The 16,166-nt window shown below is 59.9% G+C and carries 11 protein-coding genes; 7 read left to right on the top strand and 4 right to left on the bottom strand.

What is annotated here, in order from left to right:
- Positions 1–75: 75 nt before the first annotated feature.
- Positions 76–534 (bottom strand): hypothetical protein, encoded by a 459-nt coding sequence (locus tag SBC1_RS13700; RefSeq protein WP_165092346.1) that lies wholly within the window; start codon positions 532–534, stop codon positions 76–78.
- Positions 535–796: 262 nt separating this feature from the next.
- Here SBC1_RS13700 and SBC1_RS13695 point away from each other — a divergent pair, with 262 nt between their 5' ends.
- Positions 797–1,504: a putative colanic acid biosynthesis acetyltransferase gene (locus SBC1_RS13695; RefSeq protein ID WP_241201946.1), complete on the top strand. Its 708-nt coding sequence runs from the start codon at positions 797–799 to the stop codon at positions 1,502–1,504.
- Between the two features lie 349 nt (positions 1,505–1,853).
- Complete coding sequence (locus SBC1_RS13690) at positions 1,854–3,596, top strand: GMC oxidoreductase (protein WP_165092345.1); 1,743 nt, start codon at positions 1,854–1,856, stop codon at positions 3,594–3,596.
- Positions 3,597–4,693: 1,097 nt separating this feature from the next.
- Here the strand turns inward: SBC1_RS13690 and SBC1_RS13685 are convergent.
- Positions 4,694–5,899, bottom strand: a complete 1,206-nt coding sequence (locus SBC1_RS13685; protein ID WP_165988103.1) for a glycosyltransferase — start codon at positions 5,897–5,899, stop codon at positions 4,694–4,696.
- A 75-nt stretch (positions 5,900–5,974) separates the two neighbouring features.
- Positions 5,975–7,444, bottom strand: coding sequence for a hypothetical protein (locus SBC1_RS13680; RefSeq protein WP_165988101.1), 1,470 nt, complete (start codon positions 7,442–7,444; stop codon positions 5,975–5,977).
- Between the two features lie 827 nt (positions 7,445–8,271).
- Here SBC1_RS13680 and SBC1_RS13675 point away from each other — a divergent pair.
- The 3 genes from SBC1_RS13675 (at position 8,272) to SBC1_RS13665 (ending at position 12,130) form a co-directional block, all read left to right on the top strand.
- On the top strand, positions 8,272–9,417 hold the full coding sequence (locus SBC1_RS13675; protein ID WP_165988100.1) for an acyltransferase: 1,146 nt from the start codon (positions 8,272–8,274) through the stop codon (positions 9,415–9,417).
- Positions 9,418–9,644: 227 nt separating this feature from the next.
- Positions 9,645–10,826, top strand: coding sequence for an acyltransferase (locus SBC1_RS13670; protein WP_165988098.1), 1,182 nt, complete (start codon positions 9,645–9,647; stop codon positions 10,824–10,826).
- A gap of 146 nt (positions 10,827–10,972) precedes the next feature.
- Positions 10,973–12,130: an acyltransferase gene (locus SBC1_RS13665; protein ID WP_165988096.1), complete on the top strand. Its 1,158-nt coding sequence runs from the start codon at positions 10,973–10,975 to the stop codon at positions 12,128–12,130.
- Between the two features lie 100 nt (positions 12,131–12,230).
- Here SBC1_RS13665 and SBC1_RS13660 read toward each other — a convergent pair whose 3' ends face one another.
- Positions 12,231–13,436, bottom strand: coding sequence for a glycosyltransferase (locus tag SBC1_RS13660; RefSeq protein WP_371826735.1), 1,206 nt, complete (start codon positions 13,434–13,436; stop codon positions 12,231–12,233).
- Between the two features lie 368 nt (positions 13,437–13,804).
- Here SBC1_RS13660 and SBC1_RS13655 point away from each other — a divergent pair, with 368 nt between their 5' ends.
- Positions 13,805–15,052 carry an oligosaccharide flippase family protein gene (locus SBC1_RS13655; RefSeq protein ID WP_165988095.1) on the top strand — a complete coding sequence of 416 codons (1,248 nt, stop codon included), beginning with the start codon at positions 13,805–13,807 and terminating at the stop codon, positions 15,050–15,052.
- Positions 15,052–16,131: a glycosyltransferase family 4 protein gene (locus SBC1_RS13650; protein WP_165988093.1), complete on the top strand. Its 1,080-nt coding sequence runs from the start codon at positions 15,052–15,054 to the stop codon at positions 16,129–16,131. The genes SBC1_RS13655 and SBC1_RS13650 overlap by 1 nt, the downstream gene beginning before the upstream one ends.
- Positions 16,132–16,166: the final 35 nt, after the last annotated feature.

Here is a 16,166-nt window from a genome sequence, read left to right as displayed (position 1 = left end):
CAGGCAGCCTGCTTCACGGCCCGTTCCACGGGCTTGTCCGAAGCAGGGCTAAAAACACCCTCGACACAACAACACTCAATACGGAGATCGATAGATCTCCGTTGTTTTTTTGGCCGCCGGCTTGAGGCCGGTTGTGCTGTACACGGAGTGCGCTGCGTCGTCGGGGGTGGCCACGAGCTTGCCGCCTGCGTCCCTCACTTGCATGCGTGCGCTGGGCTTCATTGCCACCGTGCCGGGTGTGACGAATGACGCGTTGGTCTGGGCCGGGTCCGCGTTGTCGTTCATCATCTTTTCAGCGGACGTGCTGGCAGCGGCGCCCTTCGCGCGGTTGCCGGCGGGGGCCTGGCCATAGGGGTCGGCATAGGTGGCGCCATAGGTGTCGGGGCCGCCCAGCAGCTTCTCTTCCGCAGTGAAGTCGCGTGTGCCTGCGTCGGCTCCGGCTGCATGGGCAGAAGGCCATGCCGAGCACGCAGCGCTCGCGATCAGCAAGGCTAATACGCGATGAAGCGAGGAATGGCGATTGATTGATTTCATGGTGCGCTCCGAAAAATCGGCAAGTATGAAGATTGATTGTTATCCCAAAGCCGGCGTGGTGTCGAGCGGTTGCCACCCCTTGTTTCAAGGTAGCAAATCTTCTCGCGCGCGCTCATGCAGATACCGCCAAAAGTCTTTCCCTTGCGGCCATTAGTGGGCTGGCGCACGAGAGCGATAAGACGTATCGCAGATAATCGTTTCAGGCGGCGTTGTTATGCAACGGGTTATGCAACCCGCCGTACGGGCTCGGGGGCCGGCAATCATGCTCAGAACAGTCGACGAATCTTGCGTTGAGGACCAGGTGGCCAAAGACAAGACCGCCACCAGTCAGCGGCCACATCACAGTGCCCCGGGCGTGACCGAGGGCACGGCGCGCTTCAATGGTGCAAGCAACGCGAACAGCAAAAGCGGCGCGGGCAGCGGCAAGGTCATCGACCTCAGTCTCGCCGGCAAGGGCAACTATGTGGCCCGGCGTGGCGCGCTGACGGAGATCGTGTGGTTCTTTATTGAAGCCGCCTTCATCAATAACAAGTTCATACCGGTATCCGCCGTACGCGTCTGGCTGTTGCGCCGCTTTGGCGCACGCATTGGTTCGGGTTGCCGGATGCCTCATCCCATTCGGGTGAAGGCGCCGTGGAATCTGGAAGTGGGCGACAACTGCTGGTTCGGTGTGAACGCGTGGATCTACAACCAGGCGCTGATCCGGATCGGCTCGAATGTGTGCATCTCGCAGGACGCATTTCTCACCACCGGCTCACACGATCTCGAGAGCAACATGGATTTGCGTGTTGCGCCGATCGTGATTGAGGACGGCGTGTGGATTACATCGAAATGCGTCGTACAAATGGGCGTGACCATCGGCCGCTCGACAGTGGTAACGCCGCTGTCGGTGGTGCATCGGTCGCTGGATGCAGGAGGCGTATATGGCGGAAATCCGGTGCGATTTATCAGAAAGCGGTTCACCGCTTAGCATCAGGACAGGGCGCCGTTGAGAAAAAAAGCTTGCACGGGGTGCCGGGCGCGTTGACCAGCGCGCTTTTGGCTGTATGGGCCTTTATCTTGGCGGGTGACGAAGCACGTGGCCGACGATTATTACACGCAGGTAAGGCTTGGCATGACTTCCTGGCTGCAAGTAATTTCGACTGCAACTCGCGCCGCGCTTCGTGGATTGATCAAGGACCGGAACCTGTCGGATGCCGGCGGCAAATTGGCCGCGCGAAGCAGCACCGGCAGAAAAGCGTTTCGACAACGGGTGACGACAGTGGAGAGCCGAACACAACAATTGGGCGAACCGCTGCACACGAGAGGGAGCACGGGGAATGTTCATTGACAGCCGGAATGTTGAGCAGCGCGCGGTAATTGAAACCACGGTTTGCATCATCGGGGCGGGGGTTGCCGGGATCACGCTGGCGCTCGAAATGGATAAGCACGGTATAGACACTGTTCTGCTGGAGAGCGGTGGTTACAAGCCTGACGATGCCACGCGCGATCTGTATCGCGGCGAGAATGTCGGTATTCCTTACACATACGCAGATGGCAGCCGCAGCCGTTTCCTGGGCGGCAGCAGCAACTGCTGGGGTGGCTGGTGCCGTCCGCTCGATTCGTGGGACTTCGAAAAACGCGATTGGGTGAACGATAGCGGCTGGCCTTTCGGGCTCGACGAGTTGCGTCCGTACTATGCACGCACGCATGCGTTGCTCAAGCTGGGCGAAAACAACTTTGACCCTGCCTATTGGGAAGCCGCCATTGGCCGTGACGACGTCAGGCGTCATCCGCTGCCGAGCGGCACCATCCGCGACACGATCTCGCAGTTCAGTCCGCCGGTGCGTTTTGGCAAGGTGTACAAGGCCGTGCTTGAGCGTTCGTCGCATGTGCGCGTTTTGCTCAACGCCAACGCGATGAACATCGACACTGACACCGAAGCGCGTCATGTCACGCATATCGACGTAGGCACGCTTAGCGGCCGGCGTTTCACCGTGGGCGCGAAGATCTTCGTGCTGGCGACAGGCGGGATCGAAAATGCGCGACTGCTGCTTGCGTCGAACAAGGTGCAAGCCGAGGGCCTTGGCAATGGCAACGACCTGGTCGGCCGCTATTTCATGGACCACCCGCGCACCATGCAGGGCAGCATCAAGTTCAAGAAGCCGTGGGCGCGTAACAAGCTCTACGACATCAAGTATCACTATCAAAACGCTTCAGTGTCCGCGCACGGGCAATTCATCTCGTCGCAATTCGCGTTGACACAGAAGGTGCTTGAACGGGAACGCTTGCTTAATGCACGCGTGTGGTTCTATTCGGTGTTTCGCGGTGAAAATACCGAGGGTGCGGATGCGCTTGTGCGCTGCAAGCAGGCGGTGCTGCAAAAGGATCAGCCGGACTGGAATTTCTCGCAGGACCTGCTGACCATGGCCATGCATCCCGTGGACACGGCTTGCTTTGGTCTTGCGCGTCTGTTGCAGCCGCGTCCGCTGATCACCGACGTCAAGTTCCAGACCATCGTGGAAGCGGAGCCGAACCGTGATAGCCGCGTGACACTGTCGTCGCAGAAGGATGCGCTTGGCATGAACCGCGTCAAGGTGGACTGGCAGTTGACCGAGCTGGCGAAGCGCACCTTCGACCGTACGGTGACGTTGCTGGCGGAAGAAATGCAGCGGACCGGCGTGGCCGATGTGCAACTCGACGAGCCGCTGGAAGGCAAGCCGTGGCCGGCGCAACTGGAAGGCACGTGGCATCACATGGGTACGACTCGCATGCACGATTCTTCAAAGCAAGGGGTGGTCGACCGCAACTGCCAGGTGCACGGCATGAGCAATCTGTATGTGGCAGGCAGTTCTGTGTTTCCGACGGTTGGAGCGAATTTTCCGACCATCACGATCGCGGCCATGACGCTGCGGCTTTCCGAGCATGTGCTGAAGGCGTTGCGTGGTGAAATTTCGCCGCTTGCGTCGGTGACGTCGATTGGCGCGGGCTCTGAGCGCCGGGCGTCCGAAGACACGACCATGCCGTTTGCTGCATCGACGTTGCGTCCGCCTTCGGATCTGGCCTTCATGGCGAAGAAGTAGGGACGGCCGGGGGTATCGGACAGGTTCGTTGTCCGATATTTGTGGCCGATAGAAAACCCGCCGGTGGAGGATTTCATCGGCGGATTTCTTTTTGCTCGCGCCGGTGGACGGGGTTGCTGGTTTGGGGGTGGGGTTGGGGGTGGGGTCGATGCCGGGTTGCCAGGTTCTTGTGTTAGCAGTCTGAGTCTATGCCGGGTTGCTGCTTTCAAGGTTAGTGGTCAATTTAGGTTAGCTAATTTCTTTATCACTATTAGCCACTGTGCGTGGCGGCACGTCATTTCTTTGTCCAAAGCGACAAAGAAACGAAGCAAAGAAAACGCTTTCAAACCACGCTACCCTAAGTGTCCACAGCGTGCAGTTTCTATTCATAGGTGCCCCAAAAGCACGGTGCTCGCCAGAGCCGCGGATGTGTGAAACCCTCCTTCTCCGAACACAGATACCCACACGCTTCGCCACCAGTGACTGAACCTGCCCAAGGAACGCCCCGCGCTATCCGCGTAAAACCATCCACCGAATTTTGTACGCGCGACGAACCACGCAGCCAACCCGCCAAGAAATAAAGGCCTCAAAATGCGTGAGGCCCTGACCGACGAAATAATCTTCTAACCCACCCAATCCAGCCTCCAAGAAACGAGGCAGCAAATATGCATCCGGCCGTTGGCCCACAAAGATAGCAGCGCAAACTACTCGGCTAACCCAGCCAAAAGCGAAGCTGCAAACACGCGTGAGGCCGTGCGGGTTTCTTGGCAGTAGTGCTTGCCCGAGAGCGTTGGGGGCGAAGCGTGTTCGTGTAAGGATTCGCGAGAAGGAGGGTTTCACACATCGGTGGCTCTGGCGAGCACTGTGCTTTTGGGGTACCCATGCATGAGAACTGCACGCTGTGGACACTTACGCGCCCTCGTTCTGAAAGCGCTTTCTTTGCTTCGTTTCTTTGTCGCTTTGGACAAAGAAATGACGCGCCGCCACGCGCAGTGGCTAATAGTGATGAAGAAATTAGCAAGCCTAAGCGGATCACCAACCTCGAAAGGAGCAACCCGGCATAGACTCCGACCGCCACCCCTCGAACCTCGCAACCCGCCCCCGTCCCCCGACGACCTCTAACCCATCCCGCCCGCACCAGCAAATTTTTTTGGTCCGCCGGCGCGAGCGAACCCCCCATCAGATTGCAACACCCGCAGCAGATCCTTCGACATGGCCTCGACCGTGAAACGTCGATGGAAAGTCTGCCTGGCCTGCGCGCGCATCGCCGCCGCCAGCGACGGGTCCAGCTCAAGCCAGCGCCTGAGGCTGGAAACAGTCCCGGCCACCGTATCCGATGCCACAAAACCCGCGCCATCCGCTTCCACTTCGCGCCAGATATTCACCTTGTCCGAGATCAACGCCGGCAGGCCGCATCCCAGCGCTTCAGCAACCGCAATGCCGAAATTCTCCTGATGCGACGGCAGGATGAATGCATCGCTTGCCTGGAATGCGCCCCACTTCATGTCGCCGAGCAACATCCCGGTCCACGTAATGCGATCGGCGATGCCCAGCTCAACAGCAAGCTTTTGAAGCGCAGGTGTCCATTCACCGCTGTCCGGACCGGCCATCACAAGATGCGCGGAAGGATCGATATCGCGGATCTCGGCAAACGCCTTGACCAGCAGATCGCAGCCCTTCTTTTCATGGATGCGGCCAAGAAAGAGCAGCAGGCGCTTGCCATCGAGTTCGGGATAAGCCGCAATAAAGGCATCGCGTACCGGCGCAGAAAACGCCGGTGGCGGGGTGGTGCCAAAGGCCACCACTTCCTCGTTCGCCCTATACAGCCTGAACGATTGCCGCGCGAGCACACGCTCTTCTTCAGCAGTGAACAACACACGCCGCGCATCGCGAAGCACGCGATATTCCGCCCACGGCCAGTACAGGGATTTCTTCAAATGCTTGAGCGGATAGGTCCGCTTGAACCACGGGTCGAGCATGCCGTGCGGGAAGACGTAGTAGGGCACGTCCAGCTCGCGCAGCGCCTTCCACGCGCCATAGCTGTGGTATTGCCACAGCCCGTTGATGATCACGGCATCGAACTGCGCAGCATGGCGTTTAAGCCAGGGCACAAGATGCGGCGTCAGGCCATAGTTGCCACGCGACGGCCCAAGCGCATGTACGGTCAGCGGGAACGCGGCGAGCCACGGCGCCGCGGGGTCATCCAGGGTGACGACCTCCACCTCATGACCTAGCGACTTCATGTCCACGCCGCTTTGCCGGACACCTTCGGTCGGACCGCCCGCACGCGGGTCGATAGTCGATAACAAATGCAGGATCTTCATTGCGAGCCGCCGCTTGGGTGATTGATCGGTGGATCGATGTGGATCGTCAGCCGGCCACGCAGGCCGGCTCGATCTTTATGCCGATGTAAATCGCGACATGGTGTTGGTGGGATCGCGGCCTTCGTTCAGCGCAGGCGCATGGGCGGATACCGGCGTTGGCATGGCAACGGGAGTGACGACCGGAGCCGGAGCCGGTGAGGGCGGGGGCGTTCCCGGCCGGCGTTTCTTCGGCATACCTTGCTGCGCGAGACGCCGGGCTTCGTGTTCCTGCATGGCATGCGAGAGACGCGTATAAGTTGCGACCACCAGGCCGAGCGCGACACCGAACACGAGACCGGAATAACGCGGACCGAGCGGATTACCGCCGATCGACATCGCCGGCAAGCCCGCGAGCAGCAGCAGCGAACGTCCCATCACGGGCAGGTATAGCAGGTCCGGCACACGCCGCCGCCACACGCGATACGCGATCCCGCCCAAGCCCAGGGCAAGCAGTATCGCAAGCGGCAGCCAGAGACCGAACAGCAAACCGCCCGCAAAGAACTGGTACACCCAGAAGTTGTGGCCCGCGGCGAATTCCTGGATTGCGTAGAAGTCCTTCTTGGAAATTTGTCCGGCGAGGTCAGGCAGATAGTCGGGCGAATAGCGATAAATCGCGCCATACCCCTTGCCGGCTATCAGCGATGACGGCGTGGACGTGACCTGATCGTACTGATCCTTCATCTCCGCGAGACGCGTGATAGTGGTCGGGTCCATGCCCGAAGTCGTTTCCTTCGAAGCGTAGATGCGTTGTGTCCAGTGTTCGGCGACATCAGGGAAAAACATGGCCGCGCCGGCTGCCATCGCGGCGAGCAACAAGCCCGTCAAAACCGCGCGCATGCCGGCCTTGGCCAAGTGCCGCGCCGACGGTGCCGAGAGCCACGTAGCGTACATGAACAGCAGGACGGTGCCCACCAGCAGGCTTCGGGTCACACTCAGGAGTTCGATCAGGATCGTGCCGAGGAAAAGGGCGAGCGTGATCTTGGTGAAGCGTTTAGCGACCACGAACTGATGCAGGAGGACACCCTGCAAACCGAGGAAGGTAGCCGATATGATCCGGTAGCGCACGTCGTCGAGCGGGCCGCCGCTGGTCGCGATGCCGAAGGCGAAGGTGAAGACGAGCGAGATGGCCATCGACCAGAACAGCGCCTTCTCAAACTGCTCGAGCCGGTCGCCTTGCCACGGCCGGCATGCGGCGAGGTAGCCAAGCAGGAACAGCCCGAAGGGCAGCAGGGTGCGCAGATAGTTGCCGAAGTCATTAGCTTGCATGAGCTGGGCCACAATGCTGCCAACCACCGTCGTGATGGTTCCGGCCGTAATGATCGAACGCAAGCGCGAGCGCCGCGTGAAGCTTGGCGCGATCAGCCACAGGATCAGCCCGGCGCCGAGCACCGGCAGGGTCATGACGATCTGCATCGCGTGGCTGCCGTCGTCGAGTCCCGCCTTGTAGTCGAACGCGAGAGGGCATATCAGCAGCCAGATCCATAAGGTCGTGAATTTATTGCGCATGGCTTGTCTCTCTTCTCAACTCTCGGTTTTGAGGCTTCGCTGCGGACACTTCGACGTTCGGCGGCGCATGGGATCTGGCTCGGACGCAGGCACTGACTCCCTGATCGTTCTCCTGAGCATGCCTTGCTGAAAGCATTCCTTCCGTTGCATGGATCGCATAACGTGTTCAGTAGCCGTTTTCAGCACCCCTCTTCAGGGTCGGTAGGCCGGGGTGGATTTCAAGCGGTTGCTTACATCCGATGTGGCGGAAGGCCGGGCCGACGCTGAATGAACACGACCCGCATGATCCGCATGAATCGTTCCGCGCACTCGCCACGAAGCAGGCCAGACGCGCCGTCTGTATTCGGTCTGTATTCTCGATGGCCAGCGCTTTTCCCGCGGCGGCTTGCTGGTTGCTCGGAATATATCAGTGGCCGAATCGGCTGCATCCGAGGAGGCGGTAAAGCACTAGTCTTCGTCTTGAATCGACGGGCTGCTGCATGTGCGCCGCCGCACGCAAGGCGCGGCGGAACCCCTCGGGGCAGCTGTTTGCGGCCGATTTACCGCCGGGTTCCGCGTGCCGGCGCATTGCTGCGGCGCACTGCCAGGCAACCCCCATGAGGCGTCGCTTGAGTGCGACAGACCGCAGTGCATGGCCGTGAATGGCGTGATGTTGGCGGATGAAACCGGAGTGCTCAGACGAAGATTCAGGAACTGCCAGTCTGGATGCGGTCTGGATGCATCCGGGTGGAGTGCTTTCGCCTGAAGAGTCAGGAATGAACACCGAATAAACACCGAACGACAGGTCGGAAACGCGGAGCACACGCGCCGCTGCAAAGGGGAACACCATGGGCTTGTTCGGCAAACCACGTACACAACAAACATCGAACCGGACGATCGAACTCGACTTCGTCCGGGGCATTGCGATCATCGCCGTAATGGGCTTTCACTTCCACTCGGTCAAGACCGGTTATGCATTTGTTAGCTGGATCGAATATCCATTGAAAAGTTTCGGCCGCGAGGGCGTCAACCTGTTCTTTACGTTGAGCGGATTCCTCGTGGGTGGCCTGCTGCTGAAGCAATATTCGGAAGCGGGACGCATCGATGCCCGGCGCTTCATCATTCGACGCATCTTCAAGATCTGGCCCGCGTATTACGTGCTGATCCTGTTCCATGTATTCGCCGGCCGCCATCCCACCGACACCTTCCTGTTCCAGAACCTGACGCACTTGCAGAACTACCTGGGGACGTCGATCAGTCAGACCTGGAGCCTTGCAGTCGAGGAGCATTTCTATCTTTTCCTGCCCGCGCTGTTGCTGCTGTTCGTGCGTTTCAAGGTGGGAGCGAATGCGATCATAGGCACCTTGCTGGGGATCTGCTGCGTCGTGTTGCTCGCACGTTGCGCGGTAGTCTCGAACGGCGATCTGGATGCTGCGTTCTTCCAGACGCAGTACCGCATAGACAGCCTGCTGTTCGGCGTGATCCTCGCCGCGTTCTACTGGATGAAGCCGGAGCTCTACAAGAAATTCGCCAGTCAGAAATGGCTGCTGCTCAGCATGGTGGCGGTGCTGATTGCGTGGCTCGTATTGGCTACGCCGCACTATGCGCTCGACGAAAGTATTGGCTACACAATCCAGGCTATCGGCTTCACTGCCGCGATCGTGCTGGCGGTCGAATACTCGGGGGGTATCCGCGATTCGATTGCGTATCGTGTGGTGGCGTGGATCGGTGTGTATTCGTACGGCATCTATCTGTGGCATTCGCTGGCGCTCGCACCCGCCGACATCATGATCCGCAAGATGGCCGCCATGCATGTTCCGTCGCTTGCCGCCTGGGCGATGGTACTGAGCGCCCAATTTTGCATCGCGATCGTGATCGGCTACGTGACTACGCGTGCAGTCGAATTCCCCTTCCTCAAGATTCGCGACGCATTGTTCCCCGCCAAGCGCAAAGGCGAAATGGAAGTGCCAGTGGTGAGCACGCACGTGTCCTGAGCGTATCCATGGAAGCCACGCTTTTTCTTTAAGCGTGGTTTTCCCCTGATTGACCGAATCGTCCGGGCGCTTGCCCGGATCGCGCCAACTTGTTGTCCGGGAACGACCATGGAAGCACTTCATTACTGCCGCTTCGAAAGCATTGCGGGGCGTCGGCCGTCAAGCTGCGCGGGAAGCCGTGGGATCTCGGCTTTGTATCCGATGCGCGATGACACGGAGGTTCGCCAATGACGCCGGCTCCGCGCATCGCGGCGCTTGACGTCGGTCGCACGCTTGCGGTGATCGGTGTGATTGCGGTTCACCTTGCACCGTGGATGGTGACGAGTCCCGTATGGCTCGATACGCTTGCCAATCTCGGTCAGTATGGCGTCCAGTGCTTTTTCGTGATCAGCGCGATCACGATTTTTGCTTCAATAGAGCATGATGCGCAGCGCCTAAGCAGAACACGCGAGGTGTTGCGCAATTTCTATGTGAAGCGTTTTGCGCGGATCGCGCCGCTTTATTACCTGGCGATTATCGGTTACGCGGTCGTCGATTACGTGGCCCGTCGTGCGCACGGCCACATGCTGTCGCCGCACGATTTCTCCGATGTCATCCTCAACCTGATCTTCGTGCACGCGTGGGTTCCGTCGGCGACTGACAGTGTCGTTCCAGGTGGCTGGTCGATCAGCGTCGAGATGCTTTTCTACATGATCGCGCCTGCGCTGGTGTTCTTTTGCCGGACCAGGCGAGGCCTGAGTGTCGTGTCGATATTGACCGCGTTGTTCTCGTTGTCGTTCTGGTATTTCGGCGCGTGCGGTGGCGGACCTGCATGCCGTGTGGTGAACAACGACTTCTTCTATTTCTGGCCTCCTACGCAGTTGCCGTGTTTTATCGTCGGGTTCTGGACCTGGCATCTGGCCAAGGACTATTTGACCGGCGAGAGGGTGTTGCCGTTGCGTGCGTGCCGATGGCTTGTGCTTGGTGGACTAGTCATGGTTGCCGCGCTGTTCCTGGCCGGTACGGGGCGCGGCATGGCCCACGGTGTGGCGCCGACTTTCGCGGCGCTTGCGACTGCCGCGCTGATGCTGTTGTTGACGCGGATCTCTTCACGGACGTTGCAGAAGCCTGCACTGGTGATCCTGGGGCGCAATAGCTTTGGCATTTACATCTGGCATTTCGTCGCGATTCTCGGCGTGCGTGCCGTGGTCAAGATCGATGCGGTTGATGACTTTGCCGAATATCACGGCGTGCTGGTTTTTGCCGTGTCGATGGCGGTTGCTACTGTCGTCGCTTATGCGGGGGCGCGGTTGACTGCGCGGCGAGTTGAAGAGCCGTGTTCACGATGGGCGCGGGCATGGTTAGTAAGGGTTCCTCTCAGAGTAACGGCTGGGCGCGGTGCAGCCGCTGATGGGGCCGAAGGGGTTTGATGCCGGTTTAAGTTGAGCCTGTGCGTGTCGAACATGCAGCTTGTTTTGTGAGTGCAATGCCGCCAAAGAATAGCCGAACTGCGCCACGCCGATACTGGCTCGCAGTCCGATACTGCTACCATTTCCAGCAACAGGCAGGGGTCGAAATGAGCATAACGACAAGCAAGTCTGGCGGGGTACTACCGGCGCTCACCAGCATCCGCTTTCTTGCGGCCCTGACGGTGGTGTTATCGCATTTCACCGAGCTGGGCTTACTCAACCTCCCCAAGTGGTTCTTTAATTTCGTGGATGGCGGTCGTCCCGCCGTGTCACTATTTTTCGTGCTCTCCGGGTTCATCCTCACCTATACGTACCGGAAAACGATCGGTACCGAGGGCCCGGCGCGTTTCTATGTTGCCCGCTTCGCGCGAATCTATCCGGTCGTGCTGCTGTCGCTGGGGTTGTCGGCGCTCGTCACGGCGTATCTGCTTAATAGCGGCGACACATCGCTCATGCTCGATTGGTACGCGCTCAAGAGCTCGGTTTATATCTCACTCGCCGTCAGCCTGATCTGCCAGCTGTTACTTCTGAACGCGTGGTTTCCGTTCGCCGCGATTAATCAACCATGGAATGGACCCTCGTGGAGCATCTCCTGCGAAGCGTTCTTCTACACGCTGTTTCCGCTATTCCTGCGTCGGTTCGAAACAATGCGAGTGCGGACGCTGTTCTTTCTGTGTGCGGGACTCTGGATACTCCAGGGGCTGTGGATCGTGCTTCTTCAGCATGCGCTTCCAGCAAGTCGCCACGGCTTTCTCGTCGCCGAGTTCCCAATTACACACCTGTTCGAATTCATCGTTGGCATATGCGCCGCGATCAAGTTCGATGAGTTGCGCTCGCGTGGCACCTCGTTCCACTCTCACGGCGTTGCGCTGATTTCTGTGGCACTTGTTGCAATCGTGGCGCTGGCAATCTTGCGTCCGGTTTCTCCCGCCTACTACCTGGAATCGCCGTTCTTCGCCGCGCTCATACTCGGCCTTGTCTTATTGGAGCGTCCAGTCATCGGCGTCCTGAACAACCGTTGGCTCGTGCGCCTCGGTGAGGCAAGCTATTCGCTCTACCTCATTCATGTGCCGCTTGCGCATCTGGCGTTTATCGCCGGGTTCAGGCAATCGAATGGATGGATCGCGATGCTCTTCGCAATATGCTTGAGCGTCGTGATCTTCCAGTATTTTGAAGAACCAATGCGAAGGCGGATACGCGCGAGGTTATCGACCATCGCGCCATCCACACGGCCAGCAGCGGCACTGCATGACCGGGCCGCATGACATCGTCCGGCGGCAGAGGGCGGCTGGCTGCAGGGGTGCTGCCGCTTAGTCGCTTGGTTTGCTGACTAAAAGTGCCAGCGAACTAGCCGTGCTCGACGCTTCAAATAATCGCCTGCCGCAGCGTCTGTTTGAAGTGGCTTAACGTATTGCGTTCCAACAAATGCGACCCCGCTACTCCTCCTGCCGGCCGTGCCTCGAACACCTTGTCGAAAGCGCGGTTAATTGATGTAACCGATAAATCATCGACCACCGGTCCCAACTCGCCGGTCCGGCAAAACCATCCAATCAAGCCATCGGCCGTGGCCACCACGGGCTTGCCGAATCTGTAAGCCTGGACCAGTACGCCGCTCATGCCGTAGTGCCCTTTATAGCCAAGCCAGACCACATCGCACGCGGAAAACAGGTCGAGTTCTTCCTCGGCGGTAATGAACCGGTCCATGAAAACCGGGGCAGGTGATAACGCACCCGCTGAAGAAAAGAACGCGCGAGTCTCATCGTCCTGAGCCCCTGCGACAACGAGCGTCAGCGGGTCAGAGTTCCCCCGCTGCGCAAGCGCTGTGACCAGCTCCTGAATGCCCTTGCGCTCAGTGATTGCGCCATAGACAAGCACGTGCCGCCCAGCGCCAAGCCCCAGGCGCTGACGGGCCGCCAGTGGCTCCGTAGCCTTCGCGTCCGGGAATGGGTCGGCGAGATACTGAACGGCCGCGCTACGGCCCGCCTGGTGACCCGCGCGACCCGTGCGCGCAAACCACTCGGTCAACGTGGGGTCGATGGTCAGCAATGTTTTTAACCCCGGCGCACGAATGGCGCGCAGGAATAATTGCGCCTTGATCGCATTGATCAACGGCTCGCGCGGGGCCTTCACGCCCACCTTGGCATGATGAAAATTGGCCCGCATCGTAATGCCCACCCACGGCGTTGCGCCAAACGGCGAACCCGTGAGCGGCAGCGAGTAAAAGAAATAATCGACGTAAGGGACAACCACCAGCGCGACCTTCCGGTTGCGGCTGGCGGTGTCGAACGCATGCTTGAAATCGCGGAAAAACCGTACATAACTGACCTTCGCCAAGCCGCTGCTGCCATGGACAAGCGGCTCAACGAACTGGATCTGCAATTCGGGCCGGTTTTCCCGGGCAATGCGCACGGCGAGCGAATGCGCCGCGTTGGCGGGGTCGGTCACTATTACGCACCGATACCCCGCTTCCATGTAAGCCGCCGCGGCCCACTCGGCATAACGCCAGCGATGCCCCGTGAAATTCGGTTCGACGATCAGAACGGTGTCGAGCGTGTCATTGGCCATAGTCATTGTTTTTTTGAAAGCGTACAAAAAGGCGTGGTACAGGGCGGCTATGCGCAGAACGTCCGCTCCCGGCGGTTGCAGCGGGCAGGACGCGAGTCAGGCACGCCGGACCAAACATCAGTGGATAACGTCAACACTAGCATTGCCGCGCGCGATGCAACCGCCAAAGTCAGGGTATTCCTCTGGCGAAAAAAGACAGTGAGCCAGCACACACGAGGGCCGATATCAACTACGAGATGGCGCACAGCACAGGGCGCGCCACGTTACCTTTGCGGAAACCTTGGACAAACATCGTTAATGCAAAGTCAAGTCTCGCGGGCAATCCGTTTGCCACGCTCAAATTACAAAAAATCGACCCGACGCGAGGAATGTCTGTGAGAGCAGTTCGATTACCATTTTCAACCGCGAGCGTGCGTTTCGACCAGGACGCCGCCATCTGGGTCTTGTTGCAACAAATCGTGGTGCGGGGCTTCGTCGCGGTCAAGTTCCTGGCGATCGGCCGGATTCTCGGGCCCGCCGCGATCGGCAGCGTGAGCGTGGCGTTGCTGGCCGTGGCGATTGCCGAGTCACTCAGCGACACGGGTCTCGCGCAAGCGGTGGTGCAGGGCCGGGAAACGCCGAACCGATTACAGCTTGGCGCCGTGTGGACCACGCTGGCCTCGCGCGGGGCGTTGATCGCGCTGCTGATTGTCTGCGCCTCGCCGCTGATGAACCAGCAGTTTCATCTTGGCGGCTCGCTGCTGTTGCTGCAACTCGCGGCGCTGTTGCCGCTGATTCGGGGCGTGGCGTCGCCAGCGTATTACATCGTCACGCGCGAGCGCGGGTTCATGCGTATCGCGGGCGTGGAGATGTCGTCGGCTTTCCTCGATTGCGCGATCGGCCTGGGCTTCGCGCTTGGCGGAGCAGGCGCTTATTCGGTGCTGCTCGGCATGGTGGCGGGTGAATCACTGAAGACGGTTCTGACCTGGACCACCATGTCGCCGCGGCCACCGCTGCGGCTGTCGTGGAAGGGCATTGGACATTACGTTAATTTCAGCCGCTGGATCTGGGCGGGCAGCGTGGTGAACCTGCTGCTGAATCAGTTCGACAAGGTGATCGTGGCGAAACTGCTCGGGCCGGCTCAATTGGGCGCGTACCAGATGTCCTCGAAGCTCGCCCAGATGCTGCTTGCCGATGCCGCCATTGCGATGTCGCAATACCTGTTTCCGACGTTCTCCGCGCATCACCGCAAGGATGCGGATTTCGCCGCGCGGCTGTTCCGCCGTTATCTTGCGCTGATCGCGGCCGGCCTCGTGGTGTTGGTGATCATCCTGCGCTTCGCCGCCGAACCGCTGTTCCAGATCGTGCTGGGAACCGCGTGGCTGCCCGCTGTGCCGCTGTTCAGGATCTTCGTGGTCAACATGGCTATTGGTGCAGTGATCGCCGTGTTGGTATCGTATCTGCGTGCGGTGGGCTTGCCGAAGGTCGCCACGCACGCGTCCATCATCCAGGCCGTGGTGCTGCTGGTCACGGTGCCGGTCGCCACGCACTTGTGGGGCGTCACCGGCATTGCCTGGGCGATGACAGTCGGCCTTGGTGCGGCCGCCGGCTGGATGCTGTTCCGAATTGCCAGGGAGGCGTGATGCGCATCCTTCATCTTGTTCTTGCCCCCCGCCTTTCCGGGGCAGAAGTGCTGGCCAAGGATCTCGCGATTCATCAGCAGAGAAGCGGTGAAGTCGTGGGCATAACGTCGCTGCGACCGCAACACGACGACTTCGTCACGCTGCGCCAGGAACTCGATGCCAACGGCGTGGAGTGCATGTTTCCCCGTGGATTCCACGGCACGCTAGGCAAGCTGTGGCATTTGTACCAGGCAGTACAACACTATCGCCCGGACGTGGTGTTTGCCCACGCGACCATTCCCGCTTTCTACGTGCGCGCACTGCCCATATCAGCGCCCGTGGTGTACGTGATGCATTCCGCGACCAACGACTTCGAGCGCGGTCTGTTCCGGCGCATCGAGCGAGTGTTGTCGCGGCGGGCGCGGGCGGTGATCGGGGTATCGCCGGCGAATCTCGACGACTATGTGGCCGCCGTCGGCCGGCATCCGTCGATGCAGCTCATTCCAAACGGCGTGGACATGGCGCGCTTCTCGCCCGGGCTGGATGCGAATCTCGCCAATGACCATGCGCAGATTGTGCAGATCGGGCGTTATACGTCGGTGAAGAACCAGTTGCAGACGGTGCATGCGTTCAAGGAGGTGGTGCAGCAGGTGCCGCTTGCGCGATTGCTGCTGGTCGGTGTGGTCGAAGATCCGGCGTATTTCACGGCCGTAAAGGATCTCGTGGCGAAGCTTGGGCTCGAGCAGCGGGTCACGGTTGAAGGGCCGCGTTCCGACGTCTCTGACATCCTCTTCAAGGCCAGTGTGTTCGCGATGCCGTCGCGCTCTGAAGGTCATAGCATCGCGTTCCTGGAAGCGCTGGCGTCGGGCGTGCCGATTGTCGCCAGCGACATCCGGCCGTTCAGCTTCGCGGCGGATTTTCCGGCTGTGCATCTGCTGGATCCCGAGGACACCTCGACCTATGCACGCGTGCTGGTGACCGCGTTGAGTGAAGGGCGGGCGCAAAGGCCGCTAGGCGGTCTTACGCTGGCCGATACCGCCGAGCGTTACCTCGCAGTCGCGCGGCAGGTGACGGGCGCCTTGGCGGGTGCGCCGGCTTGAGTTGAAGGGCGGGCGAAGATTTAAGCGCGATAACA

Source organism: Caballeronia sp. SBC1 (assembly GCF_011493005.1).
Lineage (GTDB): Bacteria > Pseudomonadota > Gammaproteobacteria > Burkholderiales > Burkholderiaceae > Caballeronia.
This window is presented reverse-complemented; position numbering and strand designations above follow the sequence as displayed.

Excerpts from the sequence above, each read along its gene's own strand:
- SBC1_RS13670 (WP_165988098.1), top strand. The coding sequence starts at position 9,645 with ATGACGCCGGCTCCGCGCATCGCGGCGCTTGACGTCGGTCGCACGCTT.
- SBC1_RS13650 (WP_165988093.1), top strand. The coding sequence starts at position 15,052 with ATGCGCATCCTTCATCTTGTTCTTGCCCCCCGCCTTTCCGGGGCAGAA.
- SBC1_RS13675 (WP_165988100.1), top strand. The coding sequence starts at position 8,272 with ATGGGCTTGTTCGGCAAACCACGTACACAACAAACATCGAACCGGACG.
- SBC1_RS13695 (WP_241201946.1), top strand. The coding sequence starts at position 797 with ATGCTCAGAACAGTCGACGAATCTTGCGTTGAGGACCAGGTGGCCAAA.
- SBC1_RS13690 (WP_165092345.1), top strand. The coding sequence starts at position 1,854 with ATGTTCATTGACAGCCGGAATGTTGAGCAGCGCGCGGTAATTGAAACC.
- SBC1_RS13685 (WP_165988103.1), bottom strand. The coding sequence starts at position 5,899 with ATGAAGATCCTGCATTTGTTATCGACTATCGACCCGCGTGCGGGCGGT.
- SBC1_RS13700 (WP_165092346.1), bottom strand. The coding sequence starts at position 534 with ATGAAATCAATCAATCGCCATTCCTCGCTTCATCGCGTATTAGCCTTG.
- SBC1_RS13680 (WP_165988101.1), bottom strand. The coding sequence starts at position 7,444 with ATGCGCAATAAATTCACGACCTTATGGATCTGGCTGCTGATATGCCCT.
- SBC1_RS13665 (WP_165988096.1), top strand. The coding sequence starts at position 10,973 with ATGAGCATAACGACAAGCAAGTCTGGCGGGGTACTACCGGCGCTCACC.
- SBC1_RS13660 (WP_371826735.1), bottom strand. The coding sequence starts at position 13,436 with ATGACTATGGCCAATGACACGCTCGACACCGTTCTGATCGTCGAACCG.